We start from the raw sequence: 16220 nt of genomic DNA, 5'->3' as shown, positions 1-16220 counted from the left end.
TTATCAAAAAAGACCTCTTTTTTGATAAGGGATTAAACCAAACGTTGTTTTTATCGTATATATAAATAGTTATTGATGACTCGCGCGATGAGAAATTGCAGCACTCATTACCCGATTAACTAAAAAAGTAAAAGCAACGATGACTACAGGTGAAATCATAAAAAACGACATATTTCCAGTCCGTCCGGAAGATACCTTACAATTTCTTTTGGATAGAATGACTGAATATAAAGTGTCGCAACTTCCTGTAGTGCAGAATAACGCTTACTTGGGTTTGGTTATTGAAGATGATCTTTTGGAGCATGTGGGAGAGATGCGCTTGGAAGCGGTTGCATCCAAGCATGCCTTAAAACTGATTTTTGCCTTCGAAAATCAACACGTTTATGACGCGCTACGTCTTTTTCATGCACATAGCTTGGATATATTGCCGATTGTGGATGAACAACAGCAGTACAAAGGTGTGATTACGTTGAAAAATCTAACAGATTTCCTGGCAGAAAACATGGCGTCCGATGCAGAAGGCGGAATCATTGTGTTGGAAATAGGAAATAGAGATAACTCATTGTCCCATATATCACAAATTATCGAATCAGATAATACCCAGATTCTCAGTTCAAGTGTCAGAAGCTTTCCTGACTCAACGCGGCTTGAAATCACATTGAAATTAAATAGAACGGATATATCTTCTATTGTGGCAGCGTTTTTAAGGCACGATTATATCGTCAAGGGAATTTATAATGATAAGAGAGGCTACGACTCTACCCGGGATCGGTATGATCAGTTAATGAGGTACCTGGATTTATGATTTTACGGATGAAACAGACAGACGATATGACACAGCCGACCGCCTCATGCGATCAAAGCTTCATCTCCGTTAAGAATAAATTATTTTAATGAAAATAGCTATATACGGAAGAGAGTTTCAGAATGCTGTCATTCAATATGTACAAGCGTTGTTCGATCTTTTAGCAGCAGAAGATATCGAAATATGGGTATATCAACCTTTCAATGAATTTTTAGCCGATAAAATAGCTTGGAGGAAGGAAACCCACTCCTTTTATTCTTATACAGACCTTCCCGGTGATACCCGGTTTATGTTGAGCCTTGGCGGTGACGGAACCATGTTGGCAGCCGTTTCCATTATCGGTGATAGCGGTATTCCGGTGACCGGTATAAATTTTGGGCGACTTGGTTTTTTGGCAAGTATCAATAAAGACAAAATTGAACATGCGCTTGCCCAACTGCTTAGCGGGAATTATGATATCGAAAAGAGGGTCTTGCTCGCTACCTATAAAGGTAATGGGCCGGAACCGGATGGGAGGCAATTAGCTTTTGCTTTAAATGATATTACAATCATTAAAAAAGATAGCTCTGCTATGATAACGGTTCATGCTTATGTAAATAACGAACTGTTAAATGCTTATTGGGCGGATGGACTTATCATCGCGACTCCGACGGGTTCTACTGCATATTCATTGAGCTGCGGTGGGCCAATTGTAATGCCCGGCTCGGGAAACTTTATCATTACACCTATTTCACCTCATAACCTAAATGTCAGACCTATCGTGGTATCAGACAGTAGCACGATCCGTATCGAAGTCGAAAGCAGAAGCGACTCTTTTTTGTTTTCTTATGATTCAACAACTGAAACGGTTAATACCGGGGCAGCGATCCATATACGGAAGGCCGATTATGCTGTTAATCTGATTCGGCTAAAGCAAGAAAGTTTTTTTAGTACCATACGCCATAAACTTTTGTGGGGGCTGGACACGAGGAACTATTAGTGAAAATAGTAACGTAGTTGAGTAAGAAACTTATTAATTAGTCAATATGATAATTACTAATGTGATAATGAGGGTCCAATGCGAACGAAAGCTGACAGCCGGTTAATGAGCCAATGGGGAATAAGTACCGTGCGTAACTAAAACAGACAGTGCCGATTGCTGAAGGCTGAAGATGTCATGGACCACTCAATAACTAATAACCGCTCAATAACTAATAGCTAAAACCTAACCGCTTATATAAAATTTCTCTTATCTTTACCACCTTTATTGGAGATGCATGCACGTTATGCTAAAAAATACATCGCTGCTAGTTGCGGTTATGCTTCTTGTGACAAATGTAGGAAGATCTCAGGACTGGGAGTTTGGGCTTAGTGGGGGCATGTCAGGTTATATGGGAGAATTGAATCCTACTAATCCGCTTAAGTTAAATGACTGGACGCTTGGTTTACTCGTGAGAAAAAACCTAAGCAGAAATTGGGCAGTGCGGTTTAATTTTCTTCGCGCCAATACACAGGGTGATGGAGCTTCCAATTCCAACGAATTTGTAAGACAGCAGCAACTGTATTTTAAATCACCAATATATGAGGCATCGCTAGTAGGTGAGTTTAATTTTTTTAAATTTGAACCGTCATATGGTCGGGTTTCTTATACTCCTTATCTGTTTGCGGGTATTGGAGGTTTTCATTTTCAGCCAAAGAACTATAATTTTGACGGAGAATTAGTAAATCTACACGATTATCAAACGGAAGGTGTTGATTACAAAAGGTATGCGCTTAGTATTCCCTTTGGCGTAGGGTTTCGTTATAATCTGCGCGGGCCCTGGACAGTTGGAGTGGAGTTGGGATATCGCATAGCATTTACCGATTACATAGATGATATAAGTGGAGATTACATAAATGGATTTGATTGGGTGCCGGGAAGAAACAGGTTGGGGGATGAAGAGCTCAATCAACGGCTGTATTTTATTGATCCATCGCAGCAAATGCTCGTGGGAACGCAGCGAGGTGATGGCCGACAAAAAGACACGTATATGTTAGCCACCTTTACGGTAACATATGCGATATTTAGGGCAGGATGTCCTGTTTATATAAAGAAGAATTAGCTTTACGATGACTAATGTTGAACTGATAGATCGCAGTAAGTTGCCGCGACATATAGCCATCATTATGGATGGAAATGGACGCTGGGCAAAAGAACGCGGTAAGTTGAGAGTGTTTGGCCATAAACGTGGTGTGGACTCGGTGCGAGATGTTTTAGAAGGTGCTGTGGAAATCGGTGTACCTTTTTTAACCCTATATACATTTTCTGCTGAAAACTGGAACCGCCCGAAATTGGAGGTGGCCGCCCTTATGGAGTTGTTAGTGTCTTCAATTGGTAAAGAAACAAAACGATTGATGTCAAATGGCGTGAAGCTAAACGCGATCGGAAATCTCGATCTGTTGCCTGCTAAAGCGTTAGCGCATTTAAAACAGTGTATGGAAGAAACGGCGTCCAATACCAAATGTACGTTGACGCTGGCCTTGAGCTACAGTTCCCGCTGGGAGATTGCAGACGCAGCAAAAAAAATAGCACAGTCTGTTCAACAGGGTTTATTGAAAGCTGACGATATCGACGAAGCCCTGTTTGCTCAGCATCTTAATTCTTATCCTCTACCTGATCCCGAACTTATGATCCGCACAAGCGGAGAACAGCGCATCAGTAATTACTTACTATGGCAATTAGCTTACGCTGAATTGTATTTTACCAGCAAATTATGGCCGGATTTTAGAAGGGATGACCTGTATGCCGCTATTGTTGAGTTTCAAAATCGAGAGCGCAGATTCGGCTTAACCAGCGAACAATTAAAATAAGTATTTTAACTTTATATATATCAAAATATCAAAAGCTAACGTTCAAAATTTGAAAAAAAATAGTTTAACAAAAATTAACAACTGTTTATTTTACTTTAGCGGCGATAAATAAATTCAATGAAGCGACTTTTTCTTTTAATAGGTTTTTGTTTGATAGGAGCGCAAATTGCTTCAGCACAACTTCGAGTAGGTAATTCGTCTAGGCAAACGGGTGGGTCTGGCTACCTGAATCCAAAGGATTATATTATTGGAGGTGTTACAATAAGTGGTACTAAGTTTTTAGATAACGATGTATTATTGACGATTTCGAAACTTTCTGTCGGTGATCGTATTGAAGTACCCGGAGAAGCAACTTCCAACGCAATCAAGAACCTATGGTCGCAAGGGCTTTTCGATAATATTGAACTTACCATAGACCAGGTTCGGGGTGATACAGTATTTTTTAATATTGACGTGGTAGAACGACCGCGTTTAACGCGTATCGACCTGGATGGTTTGAGTAAAAGTCAAACAGAGGAGGTTAGAAAGCGACTAAACGAAAATACGGGGAAAATCATTAACGAAAACTTACTGAATACCACCCGAAATACGATTAAACGTTACCTTAGGGAAAAGGGCTATTTATATCCTGATATTAACATTTCGCAAGTAAAAGATACAACAGAAGCAAATAACCAAATTCTAAAAGTCGCAGTTAAGAAAAATAAAAAAGTAAAAGCGAAAGAAATTAACTTCACCGGTAATAAAGAATTTTCCGATGCGAAAATGCATAAATACCTGAAAAAAGTGAAGCAAAAGAGGTGGTGGCGGTTTTGGGGCCCCGGTAAATTTAACTATGAAAAATATGCTGAGGGTAAAGAGGCGCTTATTTCGAAGATGCGCAGTAAAGGTTATCGCGATGCAACCATTGTTCGGGATTCTGTTACCCAGTTGAATCGAAAAAATGTTCGCATTGACATTGATGTGTATGAAGGGCCAAAGTATTACTTTGGTGACATAACCTGGTCGGGTAACGCAAAATATACCGACGAAACACTTAGCAAGATCTTGGGGATAGAAAAGGGAGAGGTATTCAGTGAAGAGAAATTGAATACCAAATTGTTAGGCCCATCCAAAACAGGAGCCGATGTTTCTGCCTATTATATGGATGATGGTTATTTGACCTTCCAGGTAGATCCTGTGCAGACAAAAATCTATGGGGATACCATTGATTTGGAAATGCGTATGTACGAAGGACCACAGTATGATGTCAATCGGATTGTGCTAAAAGGAAACGACGTGACAAACGATAAAGTGGTTCGGCGTCAACTACAAACGAAACCGGGACAAAAATTCTCCAAGACGAATATCATGCGGGATATCCGTGAAATTGCCACCTTAGGTAATTTTGACGAATCCAAGACTTCACCGGTGCCGAAGCCAAACCCAGCCGATGGAACGGTCGATATTGAATATACGGTGGCTGAAAAACCTTCCGATCAAGTGGAATTGTCTGGAGGTTTCGGAGCGGGACGTATTATCGGTACCTTAGGTTTAACGTTCAATAACTTCTCTACCAAAAATCTATTTAATAAAAAAGCTTGGAAACCGCTTCCTCGTGGAGACGGGCAAAAGCTAAGCTTGAGAGGCCAAACGAGTGGTAAATCGTATCAATCCTATAGCTTCTCTTTTTCTGAGCCTTGGCTAGGAGGGAAGAAACCGATTTATTTTGGTATAAGTGCCTTTACTTCTATGTCGGCCTATGGCGGTTACGATTATTATACCGGCCGCGAGAACGTTACGGAGAGTACCCCCAAAATCCGGATGAACGGTGTAACGGTTAGCTTAGGTAAGCGTTTAAAATGGCCCGACTATTATTTTCAGGTAAACTATTCGTTAAACTTACAACAATATAAGTTGCGTAATTACGATGCTTACTTCCTGTTTAGAAATGGTACATCTTATAATATTAACTTAACGCAAGAGATAAGCCGGAACTCGCTGAGCGATCCGATTTTCCCTACCTCCGGATCGAATTTGCGCTTCACGATACAGGCAACGCCTCCTTATTCTTTGTTTAATAATATCAATTATCCTACGGCGCCGGATCATATCCGTTATCGTTGGGTAGAATATCACAAATGGAAATTTGATTCGCAGTGGTTTCAAACGGTTGTGGGTAAACTGGTATTTAAAGCTCAAGCTCAATTTGGATTTATTGGCTCTTATAGTAAAGTTACCGGTACCTCGGCCTTTGAGCGCTTTAAGTTAGGGGGCGATGGTATGATGGGCTTCGACTTTCTACAAGGTTCTGAAGTAGTTGCCATGCGCGGTTATGCCAATGGTTATGTGATACCGGAAACGAAAACAAACAGCCAGGATATTCAAATTGCAAGAAACTCCGGTAGCCCGATTTATACACGTTATCAGATGGAGTTGCGTTACCCTGTCATGATGAATGAGCAGGCGAAGGTCTTCTTGCTTGGATTCGCTGACGCGGGTAATACCTGGGATGCCTTTAAAGATTTCAATCCGTTTAAGGTGCGTCGTTCGGTGGGTATAGGCGCGCGCATTTTCCTTCCAATATTTGGTTTATTAGGAATTGATTATGGACATGCCTTCGATCCTATACCGGGGGTTGATAGAAGCCAGTGGCGCCAACCATTCACGTTCAGTATTATGCAACAGATGGGAGGATTTAACTAGTAATAGGACATCAGACGTAAGTAGTAGGATATAGACATAAGAAACAGGATAATGTAAGGGAGTGGAAAAGACGGTGAGACTTGTGCTGATACCTGATACTTTAGTCTTGATACTGATATCTTGATGCCAAAAGAATTGCTAAAAAATGTTAAATTTTATATCTAAAATATAGGAATGGTATTATATTTGGCATTCATTAAGAAAAGATGAGGTCTTTCATCCCGATTAGTCAGGTTAAACCTTGGCTGAAAAGTCGAGTCTGAAAGAACATAAAGAAATGATCATATGAACACTAAAAAAATATTCTTAACGTTAGCTTTTATATTTATTGCCGGCGCTTCTGCATTCGCTCAACGCTTTGCTTATGTAGATAGTGAATACATATTAAAGCACATTCCGGAATATGTTTCTGCGCAGAAGCAACTGGAAGATATGTCCGAAAAATGGCAAAAGGAAGTGGATGCTCGGTACAGCAGCATAGAAAGAATGTATAAGGCTTATCAACAAGATCAGGTGATGTTGAGCGATGAGATGAGAAAGAAAAGAGAGGACGAGATTGTGCAGAAGGAACGTGAGACTAAAGAGTTTCAAAAGAAAATTTTTGGCTTTGAAGGTGATCTGTACAAGGAACGCCTTAAACTAATCAAGCCGATACAAGAGCGTGTTTCCAAAGCCATACAAGCGGTTGCCGAAAGCCAAAATCTAGACGTGGTACTCGATAAAGGAAGTGAAGTGACATTCTTGTACTCTAATCCGAGGTTGGATAAAAGCAATGATGTAATCACTCGCTTGGGTTATAAACCGGAGGCACTTGCAAAATAGAGAATACTTGCTTAAAATTGCACCAATTTTCAAATCCGTAGCTGAGCTTTTGCCTACTACGGATTGTGTTGTGTAAAATGTAATTAACTTAAACAAAAATTATAGACGGCTCTGTTGAGTCAACAAAATTAAAATTGCGAATGAAACATTTATTTAAGTCGGTTTTAGTAGCTGCAGGATTATTTTTAACAGTTGGCGCTGTGAGTGCACAACAAAAAATTGGACACGTGAATTCACAGGAGATTTTGCTTCTAATGCCGGAGTACAAAACAGCCAATCAAACATTGGAAACTTTTGTAGGTACTAAACGTACTGAGATTCAACAAATGGATGCTGAGCGTCAAAAAAAGATCACAGCATTTATGGACAAGCAAAAAACCAGAAGCGAAGCTAATAAAGAAACAGTAGATAAAGAATTGCAAACCTTAAGTACAGAAATCCAGCAGATGGAAGGACGTATGGGAGAGGTGCAGCAGAAGGCAGAACAGGAAGTAGGTGCGAAAAGAGAAGAGGTGTTCCAACCGGTTTTTGAAAAAGCAGAAAAGGCTATTCAAGCGGTGGCAAAGGAAAAAGGTTATGCCTATATCCTAGATATTGCACAACAATCTGTTTTATATTTTGAGGGAGGAGATGATATTAGTGCTGCAGTAAAAACGAAGTTAGGAATCGATCCAAATGCGAAACCGGTAGCACCGGCAGCCACGACGCCTACTACTACCACTCCAGCAACAAAATAAGTGATTTAAAGGTAAAGAAAACCGTTTCTATTTATAGGAACGGTTTTTTTGTTTTATGAGGAGGGTGAGAAGAGAGGAGTAGGGTGTAAGGTATAGGGTGTAAGGTATAGGGGATGAGGTGTAGGGTATAGGGTATAAGGTGTAAGGTATAGGGTATAGGGTGTAAGGTATAGGGTATAGGGTATAGGGTATAACGAGTGAGGTATAAGGTGTGATTAGATGCCGGGCCTCAGAAGCTAAACTCTTGAAATCCCTATTATTTAAAAACATTCTAAATAGCTGTGTTTGACAAAGTTTTGACACTGTAACAAGCGTATAGATGTACTTTTGTCGACAGTATAATATAGAGAGGGTAAAGAGACCTTGGAGCATCTTAAAGTAATAGCATTTACACACAAGCACGTTGACCTAAAAGATTTAGGCAATTTGGTTATTTGTAATGAAGAGCTTGAAAGCCGATTGATTAACGTCAAAAACAATTTTGACATCGAAGAGATTTTTTACGTAGGCACATGCAATCGGGTTGAATTCGTTTTTCATGGAAAACATACCTTAACAAGTGAGTTCGTGAAGAACTTTTTGCGTGGATTGAATTTTTGTGTGCCTGATGAACAATTTGATCAATTTCTTAATCAGGTGACTACTTATGAAGGACTGGATGCTTTACATCATTTATTTAGGATGTCCTGTTCTTTGGAGAGTTTAGTTGTCGGAGAAAAGGAAATATTAGCGCAGGTTCGACGAGCTTATGAAAGATGTCGTAAAGGGGGATTAACGGGTGATTTTATGCGCTTAATGATGAACAGTTTGGTGAAGACGGCTAAGGAGGTTTATACGCATACCATGATCTCCCGTAATCCGGTGTCCGTTGTATCATTAGCCTATCGTAAATTAAGAGATCTCAAGTTCACTGATAATCCCCGTATCTTATTAGTAGGCGCAGGTGAAACCAACCAAAATATCTCAAAATACCTACAAAAACATAAATTTTCAAACTTCGTAGTATTCAACCGTACAATGGATAAAGCGGAACGTTTAGCGAAAGAGTTAAATGGCCGAGCCTTTCCATTAAGCGAGTTAAGGCACTATAAGGAAGGATTTGATATACTGATTACCTGTACAGGTTCTACAGAACCCGTTATTACATCGTCTATTTATGCCAGTTTGCTAAATGGGGAGACATCCAAGAAGATAGTCGTTGATTTGGCAATCCCGAACGATGTTTCGGAGGAGGTACTTGCTGAAAACGCAATACACTACATAGAAGTTAGCGGCTTGCAAGCAATTGCGAATAAGAATCTTCAGGAACGTTATAACGAACTTATCCACGCGGAAAGAATTATTGAAAGCAATGTTGCCGAGTTTTTACCTATTTTAAAACAACGAAAGGTAGAAATAGCCATGCGCCAGGTACCCGAAAGAGTGAAGGAAATAAAATCTTTTGCATTGAATACGGTATTTGCTAACGAGCTTAATTCCTTGGATGCCAGTTCCAGAGAGGTTTTGGAAAAGGTTATTAACTATATGGAGAAAAAATATATCAGCGGTCCGATGGTGCTTGCAAAGGAAATATTAATCGCAAAAAGCAAAGAGGCGGCAGAAAATTAGAGGGTAGGGTTTCTTTCTACACATTGCTTTTAGCTTATCACATTATTTTTTTTATTTTTATAGCAATTAAAGATGGTTATCTAACAATACACCATCTTTTTTGGCATTTAGTGAAGTGTTTTAGTTGAAGCATCGGACTCTAGCTGCGCTGAATGGATTCAATGAATAGATAGCGGACGAATAAAGGGAGTATTCCAAGGGCGGAATAAAAGTTGAGTTGGGTAATGAGGGTTAGAAAATGGATTATTTACAATTGCAACATATATTATAAAGGTGGACAGAACGCTTATTATTGGAACAAGAGGTAGCGATTTGGCTTTGTGGCAAGCTAACCATGTGAAAGATCGTTTAGCTACAATTGGCGTACAAGCAGAGCTTAAAGTTATTAAAACACAGGGAGATAATATACAGCATCTTCGTTTAGATAAATTAGAAGGCAAGGGTTTTTTTACGAAAGAATTGGAAGAAGAACTGCTTGCTGAAAAAATCGACATTGCCGTACATTCGCACAAAGATCTTCCTACTGCAAATCCACCCGGATTAAGAATTGCAGCGGTATCTGAAAGAGAAGATCCTTCAGAATTATTGATTATTCTGAAAGATTGCGTTGATCTTAAGAAAAGATTATCCGTTAAACATAACGCCATTGTTGGCACTTCCTCCAATCGGCGGAAAGCACAGTTGTTGGCTTTCAGACCGGATTTGGAAATCGAAGATTTACGAGGTAATGTAAATACTCGTTTACAAAAGTTGCGTGATGAAAAATATGATGCTATCATGTTGGCAAAAGCGGGTGTTGAACGTTTGAAATTAGATTTAAGCGAGTTTCATGTGGAAATCATACCTCCAACGGAAATTATTCCGGCTCCCGCTCAGGGAGTTTTAGCTATTCAAATTCGTGAATCCGATCATACATTGTATGAAGTTTTGCAAAAACTGCATCAAAAAGATGTGGCTGAAACTATAGGAGTAGAGCGTAAAGTCCTTAACCTTTTTGAAGGAGGATGTCATATGCCATTAGGTTGTTACTGTCGGAAAACTACAACCGGTTATGAAGTTTGGACTGCAAAAGCTAAAGACGGAGAAAGCTTTCCTACACGTTTATATCTTAAAGCGGAAAGTGCTGCTGGCTTGGCAGAAGAGATTGTAGAGAAATTTGATCCGGATAGAAAATTGCCAAGTTCCGTTTTTATCACCCGTGAACTTGCTGACACCTCTTTTCTGAAGCGGTCCTTGGAACAACATCATATAAAAGTTGAAGGGCGATCGCTCATTAAAATTTTTTCCATTATAAATACCTTGGATCCATATATACTCAAATATGTTCGATGGGTATTTTTTAGTAGTAAAAATGGAATCGAAAATTTTTTCAAGCTTAAACCGAGACTTAGTAAACATGTGCAATATGCCGTAGTTGGTCGGGGTTCCGAAGAAGCTTTAAGAAGCCATGGGATTATACCTGCGTTCACTGGAGAAGCCGAGGGGATTGAAATGGAAAAAGTGGGAGATGCCTTCGCCCAAGTAGCAGCAGGTTCTACAGTACTATTTCCTCGCGCAAAAGGCTCGCTGCAAACCATTCAAAGTCGGCTAACTGCCGATACGAAGGTTATTGATTTACCGGTTTATGAAACGCGTATTGATGAGCAGGTAGAAGGCTCGGGAGCGGATGTCCTAATCTTTACTAGTCCAACCAATGTTGAAGCCTACTTTAAGGATAACCTGGTAGAGCCGGGGCAGAAAGTGATCAGTATCGGTAACTCTACAGGAAAAAAGCTCGAGGAAATAGGAGTTCAATACACATTGCCTTTCTCACCTGACGAGCTAGGGTTGGCAGAAGCAGTTTTTGCACTGAATTACAGTAAGGGAAAGCCAACGAAAAATGATTCATCAGGAACTGTCACCCCATTGCTATAATATGTTTTGCTACTTCAATCGCACATTTTCATGCTTATCTTTGTAACAAGAAAAATCTCAAAAGCTTCGTGTACGAGCACCTCCCTTTTTCTTTCGAAAATACCTGGTGTTTAGCTTGTAAAGCTACGAGATTTGTCTTGAGAGATTAAGATTAAAAAAAAGAAAATGATTTATCGACAACGTAGATTACGTAAAAATCCAATTGTGAGGGAGATGGTGGCAGAAACTCATCTGTCAAAGGATATGTTTATATATCCTTATTTTATCGTTCCAGGAAATCAAATAAAACATGCCTTGCCCTCCTTACCGGGTATACACCATTTTTCTATTGATAAACTGATAGAGGACGTAGCAATTGGATTGAAACTGGGCGTTAATAAAATCATGCTTTTTGGGGTTGGAGAAGAGAAGAGTGCGGATGCACACACGGCTTATGATCACCATGGGCTGGTTCCTAAAGCCATCAGAGCACTTCGAGAAGCTTTTGGTGAAGATCTATATATTGTAACGGATGTCTGTGTATGTTCTTACACGACACACGGACACTGTGGGATTTTAGAACATGATTATGTTCAGAATGATGCCACCATCGACGTGTTAACAAAAATGTCACTCGCGCATGCGGAGGCCGGGGCGGATATGTTAGCTCCTTCCGATATGATGGACGGCAGAATTAGTGCAATCAGAAAGGCACTGGATGAAAATAACCTGGTAAACGTAGCGATTATGTCGCATGCAACAAAATTTGCTTCCTCTTATTATGGTCCATTCAGGGAAGCAGCAGATTGTGCTCCAAGCAAAGGAGATCGAAAGGCTTATCAGATGGATTTCAGAAATCCTAATGAGGCATTAAGAGAAGCCTTTTTAGATGAGCAAGAGGGCGCTGATGTGCTAATGATTAAACCGGCTTTAGCTTATCTGGATGTTATTAGTAGGATCAAGGATGAAACCACTTTGCCTTTGGCATGCTATAATGTTTCAGGCGAATTTGCAATGGTTAAAGCAGCTGCGCAAAACGGCTGGATAGACGAGCAAAAAATTGTAATGGAAACCATGTATGCTTTTGCTCGTGCGGGTGCTCGTATAATTACCACTTATCATATTAGAGATATGGTAGAGCAGCAGTGGATTTAATGGAATGTTGAGTAGTTAAATAGGGAAGTAGTTAAGTGGTTAAGAATGATGAATACCCCACTTAACGTTTTAACGACTCTACTACTTAACGTCTAGACAACTCAACTACTTAACGTTTCAACAAATAACGAACATGTTAGATTCCATAAAAAAAATGTTTTCGGGAAATGAGGAAGAGGTACGGGTGGCCGGGTCTAAAGCAGACATATCGCGCGAGAAGTCTGCAATTTTGTTTGAGAAAGCAAAAAAGTACTTTCCGGGTGGCGTAAATTCGCCTGTGCGGGCTTTTAAATCGGTATACGGCACGCCTTTATTCATTGAGAAAGGCGATGGATGTTTTTTGTGGGACGCTGATGGAAATCAGTTTATAGATTTCTGTTGCTCTTGGGGTCCGCTTATTCTTGGCCATAATCATCCCAAAATAAGGGAAGCCGTCATTTCTACACTCCAGCATGGGCTGAGTTTCGGAGCACCAACAGCCTTGGAAAATGAATTAGCGGAGTTAATTCTAAAAAATAATAAATATATCCAAAAGCTACGATTTGTCAGTTCCGGTACAGAGGCTGTTATGTCGGCCATCCGTTTGGCTAGGGGCTATACCAAAAGGGATAAGATCATTAAATTTGAGGGCTGTTACCATGGGCATTCGGATTCTTTATTGGTAAAAGCTGGCTCTGGATTGGTAACTTTTGGTGAGACTTCCTCTTTAGGTGTGCCTAAAGCATTTGCCGATGAAACAGTGGTAATCGGCTTGAACGATAAAGAGGCTTTGGAACGTGCTTTTGCTGAATTTAAAGAAGAAATTGCAGCTGTTATTATTGAGGGAATCCCTGCAAATAACGGCTTATTGATGCAGAATAAAGAATATATCGAATTTCTGCGTAAGATAACAAGCGATCACGGGAGTTTACTTATTTTTGATGAAGTGATTACCGGTTTTCGTCTGGGATTTGAAGGCGCAGCAGCTTATTACGACGTGCATCCGGATATTATAACCTACGGAAAAATAATTGGGGGAGGGATGCCTGTTGGCGCTTATGGATCCTCGGAGGAAATTATGGGTTATATTTCACCGGACGGTGGCGTTTACCAGGCAGGCACCTTATCCGGCAATCCGGTTGCGATGGCTGCGGGGATTGCACAGCTAAGCGAACTGAATAAACCCGGATTTTATAAAGAATTAAATAAGAAGGCAGCTGAATTTTCAGCTTCCATACAACGATATGCAAGCGCAAAAAATTATAAGGTACGTGTGTTTAACGTAGGGTCTATATTTTGGATTGCCTTTACTGATAAAGATAATATCCAGGCCGCATCTGATATTGAAGCAGAAAGCATGGATAAATATAAGGTAATGCATCGGGAATTGCTGAATAGAGGTGTCTACCTCGGACCTTCGGGCTATGAGGTTGGTTTTGTTTCGGCTGCCCATTCGAAAATAGAACTAGAGAAAGCGAAAAGGGCTATATTTGAAAGCTTGGATGTGGTGTTTAAGTAGGTGTTAGGACTTAGGTATTAGCTTTTAGCTTATAAGCTTGAATTAGCTAACAACTAACAACTAACAACTAACAACTAATTAGGTATGCGAAAGCCATTGTTTTTATTTTATTTTCTTGTCTTCTATGCAATAGCGCAGATTGTATGGTGGGGAATGCTTTTAATGGAACTGGAGCCATTACGAAAAGGCATGGTGATAGGTGAGGGGTTTATTTTTATGACCATCTTTTTGGTGGGTGCTATTAAGCTGAAAAGAGCTTTCGTACACGAGCATAAAACACATAAACAACAACATAACTTTCTTCTTTCCGTTACACACGAGCTAAAGTCGCCCTTAGCTTCAATTAAATTGTATATACAAACCATATTAAAACGTGATCTGAATAAAGAGCAACGGGATCAATTCCTATCAAATTCTCTAAAAGATATTGAGCGTCTAGACGATTTAGTGGAAAATGTGCTGCTAGCAACTAAACTGGAAAGTGTAGGCAAAAGTATTCCAAAAGAGGAATTTGATTTTTCTGAGCTGACCGGACGAATAGCTGATCGATTGCAGGTACATTCCTGCACCTCCCAGATTATTAAAACGGATATTCAGCCAAACATTTTTTTTGTCGGTGATAAGCTGGCTATCACTTCAGTTGTCACCAATTTAATTGAGAATGCTATCAAATATTCGCCACCGTGTGCACATGTTAATGTGCGACTGTATAAACAAGATGGGCAGATACGGTTCTCAGTGGCTGATTTAGGAATAGGCATTAATGATGAGGAAAAAAAACGTATTTTTAATAAATTTTATCGTGTAGGGAGTGAAGATACCCGTAAAACTAAAGGTACGGGATTAGGGTTATACATTGTAAAATCAGTATTAGATAAACACAACGCCCAAATTAAAGTATTAAATAACACTCCTACAGGGAGCATTTTTGATGTAACATTTAATTGATTATGCAAGCAAAACAACGCATACTTCTCGTAGAAGATGAAGAGCACTTGCTCGAAGCCATCAAGTTGAATCTTGAATTGGAAGGATATAAAGTAACTACTGCTACAGATGGAAAAAAGGCACTTAAAAAGTTCAAGGAAGAACGATTTAATTTGATCATCCTTGATGTCATGATACCGGAAATTGATGGATTCCAAGTTGCTGAGACTATTCGACTGGAAAATACAGAAGTGCCCATTATGTTCCTCACGGCCAAGAATACAAGCGAAGATCGTATTACCGGTTTAAAAAAAGGTGCTGATGATTATCTAGTTAAACCTTTCAACCTGGAAGAACTTATCCTTCGAGTGGGCAATTTAGTGAGAAGAGGCATGAAAGGTGACGACCTGAAAGAGTTAAATTCTTATCAAATCGGTGACAAAACGATTTATTTCAACTCGTTCGAGTTACACCACGCCGACGGAACGATTACCGCTTTAACAAAAAAAGAAACGATGCTCCTTAAGTTATTAATCGAGCGAAGAAATGAAGCCGTTTCCCGCGAGCAGATTTTAGAAACCGTTTGGAATTACGATGTGTATCCTTCAACACGCACTATCGATAACTTTATTTTGACCTTCCGTAAGTATTTTGAGCCAGATCAGAAAAACCCGATCTATTTCCACTCGATCAGAGGTGTTGGTTATAAGTTTACCGATAACAAGACACATTAGCCTATGATGACTTCAAAAGCTCGACTAGGTGTTATCGTGCTTGCTTTATTGCTATTAGCCTATACGGTGTATGCAAAGACATACCAATTGACAGCCTTAATGGTTTGTTTGATCGGCTATACGATATGGAGTTACTATAGAGAAGGTACTGTACTCTTGGCTTCTGAGGCTTTTAAGAAGAAACAATATGATTTAGCGCGTAACCTTTTGGCCGATATCAAGAATCCTGATCATCTGCGAAAGAGGAGACGAAATTACTATGAATTTATCAGCGGTAGCTTGGATCTGCAATTACTTAATTATGATAGTGCGGAAAGACATTTCCAAATTGCCAGTAGATTGCCTTTTCGACGGAAAAGTGATAAGGCACTGATTTTTGTAAACCTGGCGAATATCAACTTAATGAAGAAAGACTATGATCGGGTGAAGACGTATCTGGAAAAGGTGAAGGAATTGGAAGTGAGTAGTCGAATTGCCCAGATTGTAAATAGAATAGAAAACGAAATACCAAAATAACGTGACCACAG

At 39.8% G+C, this 16220-nt stretch carries 14 protein-coding genes; all 14 read left to right on the top strand.

Annotated features, from left to right (window positions below; translation table 11 throughout):
* The first annotated feature begins 139 nt into the window (after nt 1-139).
* Complete coding sequence (locus ACH11B_RS28005; RefSeq protein ID WP_013668391.1) at nt 140-805, top strand: CBS domain-containing protein; 666 nt, start codon at nt 140-142, stop codon at nt 803-805.
* Between the two features lie 88 nt (nt 806-893).
* Nucleotides 894-1784: an NAD kinase gene (locus ACH11B_RS28000; RefSeq protein WP_377611552.1), complete on the top strand. Its 891-nt coding sequence runs from the start codon at nt 894-896 to the stop codon at nt 1782-1784.
* 286 nt (nt 1785-2070) lie between these two features.
* Entirely contained in the window at nt 2071-2886 is an 816-nt protein-coding gene (locus tag ACH11B_RS27995; RefSeq protein ID WP_377611550.1) for a DUF6089 family protein, read from the top strand.
* Between the two features lie 7 nt (nt 2887-2893).
* On the top strand, nt 2894-3634 hold the full coding sequence (locus ACH11B_RS27990; protein WP_377611548.1) for an isoprenyl transferase: 741 nt from the start codon (nt 2894-2896) through the stop codon (nt 3632-3634).
* 117 nt (nt 3635-3751) lie between these two features.
* The gene (bamA, locus tag ACH11B_RS27985; RefSeq protein ID WP_013668387.1) at nt 3752-6319 is read left to right on the top strand and encodes an outer membrane protein assembly factor BamA; all 2568 of its coding nucleotides are present in this window, start codon (nt 3752-3754) and stop codon (nt 6317-6319) included.
* 285 nt (nt 6320-6604) lie between these two features.
* Nucleotides 6605-7141, top strand: a complete 537-nt coding sequence (locus ACH11B_RS27980; RefSeq protein WP_013668386.1) for an OmpH family outer membrane protein — start codon at nt 6605-6607, stop codon at nt 7139-7141.
* Nucleotides 7142-7281: 140 nt separating this feature from the next.
* Entirely contained in the window at nt 7282-7878 is a 597-nt protein-coding gene (locus tag ACH11B_RS27975) for an OmpH family outer membrane protein (RefSeq protein ID WP_013668385.1), read from the top strand.
* Between the two features lie 363 nt (nt 7879-8241).
* On the top strand, nt 8242-9486 hold the full coding sequence (gene hemA, locus ACH11B_RS27970) for a glutamyl-tRNA reductase (RefSeq protein WP_130856470.1): 1245 nt from the start codon (nt 8242-8244) through the stop codon (nt 9484-9486).
* A gap of 273 nt (nt 9487-9759) precedes the next feature.
* Nucleotides 9760-11400 carry a hydroxymethylbilane synthase gene (gene hemC / locus ACH11B_RS27965; protein WP_013668383.1) on the top strand — a complete coding sequence of 547 codons (1641 nt, stop codon included), beginning with the start codon at nt 9760-9762 and terminating at the stop codon, nt 11398-11400.
* Nucleotides 11401-11565: 165 nt separating this feature from the next.
* Entirely contained in the window at nt 11566-12534 is a 969-nt protein-coding gene (hemB, locus tag ACH11B_RS27960) for a porphobilinogen synthase (protein WP_289552346.1), read from the top strand.
* A 133-nt stretch (nt 12535-12667) separates the two neighbouring features.
* Nucleotides 12668-14032 carry a glutamate-1-semialdehyde 2,1-aminomutase gene (gene hemL, locus ACH11B_RS27955; protein WP_013668381.1) on the top strand — a complete coding sequence of 455 codons (1365 nt, stop codon included), beginning with the start codon at nt 12668-12670 and terminating at the stop codon, nt 14030-14032.
* Nucleotides 14033-14116: 84 nt separating this feature from the next.
* Nucleotides 14117-14980: a sensor histidine kinase KdpD gene (locus ACH11B_RS27950; RefSeq protein ID WP_013668380.1), complete on the top strand. Its 864-nt coding sequence runs from the start codon at nt 14117-14119 to the stop codon at nt 14978-14980.
* A gap of 2 nt (nt 14981-14982) precedes the next feature.
* On the top strand, nt 14983-15693 hold the full coding sequence (locus ACH11B_RS27945; protein ID WP_013668379.1) for a response regulator transcription factor: 711 nt from the start codon (nt 14983-14985) through the stop codon (nt 15691-15693).
* A gap of 3 nt (nt 15694-15696) precedes the next feature.
* Nucleotides 15697-16209 (top strand): tol-pal system YbgF family protein, encoded by a 513-nt coding sequence (locus tag ACH11B_RS27940; RefSeq protein WP_013668378.1) that lies wholly within the window; start codon nt 15697-15699, stop codon nt 16207-16209.
* The last annotated feature ends 11 nt before the right edge of the window (nt 16210-16220 follow it).

The organism is Olivibacter sp. EAT-5 (genome assembly GCF_044784325.1).
Lineage (GTDB): Bacteria > Bacteroidota > Bacteroidia > Sphingobacteriales > Sphingobacteriaceae > Olivibacter > Olivibacter oleidegradans.
Note: the sequence above shows the minus strand (reverse complement) of the source record. Positions and strands in the feature narration are given on the sequence as shown.

Bases quoted from the DNA above. Each gene is read 5' to 3' on its own strand.
- ACH11B_RS28005 (WP_013668391.1), top strand. From the start codon at position 140: ATGACTACAGGTGAAATCATAAAAAACGACATATTTCCAGTCCGTCCG.
- ACH11B_RS28000 (WP_377611552.1), top strand. From the start codon at position 894: ATGAAAATAGCTATATACGGAAGAGAGTTTCAGAATGCTGTCATTCAA.
- ACH11B_RS27995 (WP_377611550.1), top strand. From the start codon at position 2,071: ATGCTAAAAAATACATCGCTGCTAGTTGCGGTTATGCTTCTTGTGACA.
- ACH11B_RS27990 (WP_377611548.1), top strand. From the start codon at position 2,894: ATGACTAATGTTGAACTGATAGATCGCAGTAAGTTGCCGCGACATATA.
- bamA (WP_013668387.1), top strand. From the start codon at position 3,752: ATGAAGCGACTTTTTCTTTTAATAGGTTTTTGTTTGATAGGAGCGCAA.
- ACH11B_RS27980 (WP_013668386.1), top strand. From the start codon at position 6,605: ATGAACACTAAAAAAATATTCTTAACGTTAGCTTTTATATTTATTGCC.
- ACH11B_RS27975 (WP_013668385.1), top strand. From the start codon at position 7,282: ATGAAACATTTATTTAAGTCGGTTTTAGTAGCTGCAGGATTATTTTTA.
- hemB (WP_289552346.1), top strand. From the start codon at position 11,566: ATGATTTATCGACAACGTAGATTACGTAAAAATCCAATTGTGAGGGAG.
- hemL (WP_013668381.1), top strand. From the start codon at position 12,668: ATGTTAGATTCCATAAAAAAAATGTTTTCGGGAAATGAGGAAGAGGTA.
- ACH11B_RS27950 (WP_013668380.1), top strand. From the start codon at position 14,117: ATGCGAAAGCCATTGTTTTTATTTTATTTTCTTGTCTTCTATGCAATA.
- ACH11B_RS27945 (WP_013668379.1), top strand. From the start codon at position 14,983: ATGCAAGCAAAACAACGCATACTTCTCGTAGAAGATGAAGAGCACTTG.
- ACH11B_RS27940 (WP_013668378.1), top strand. From the start codon at position 15,697: ATGATGACTTCAAAAGCTCGACTAGGTGTTATCGTGCTTGCTTTATTG.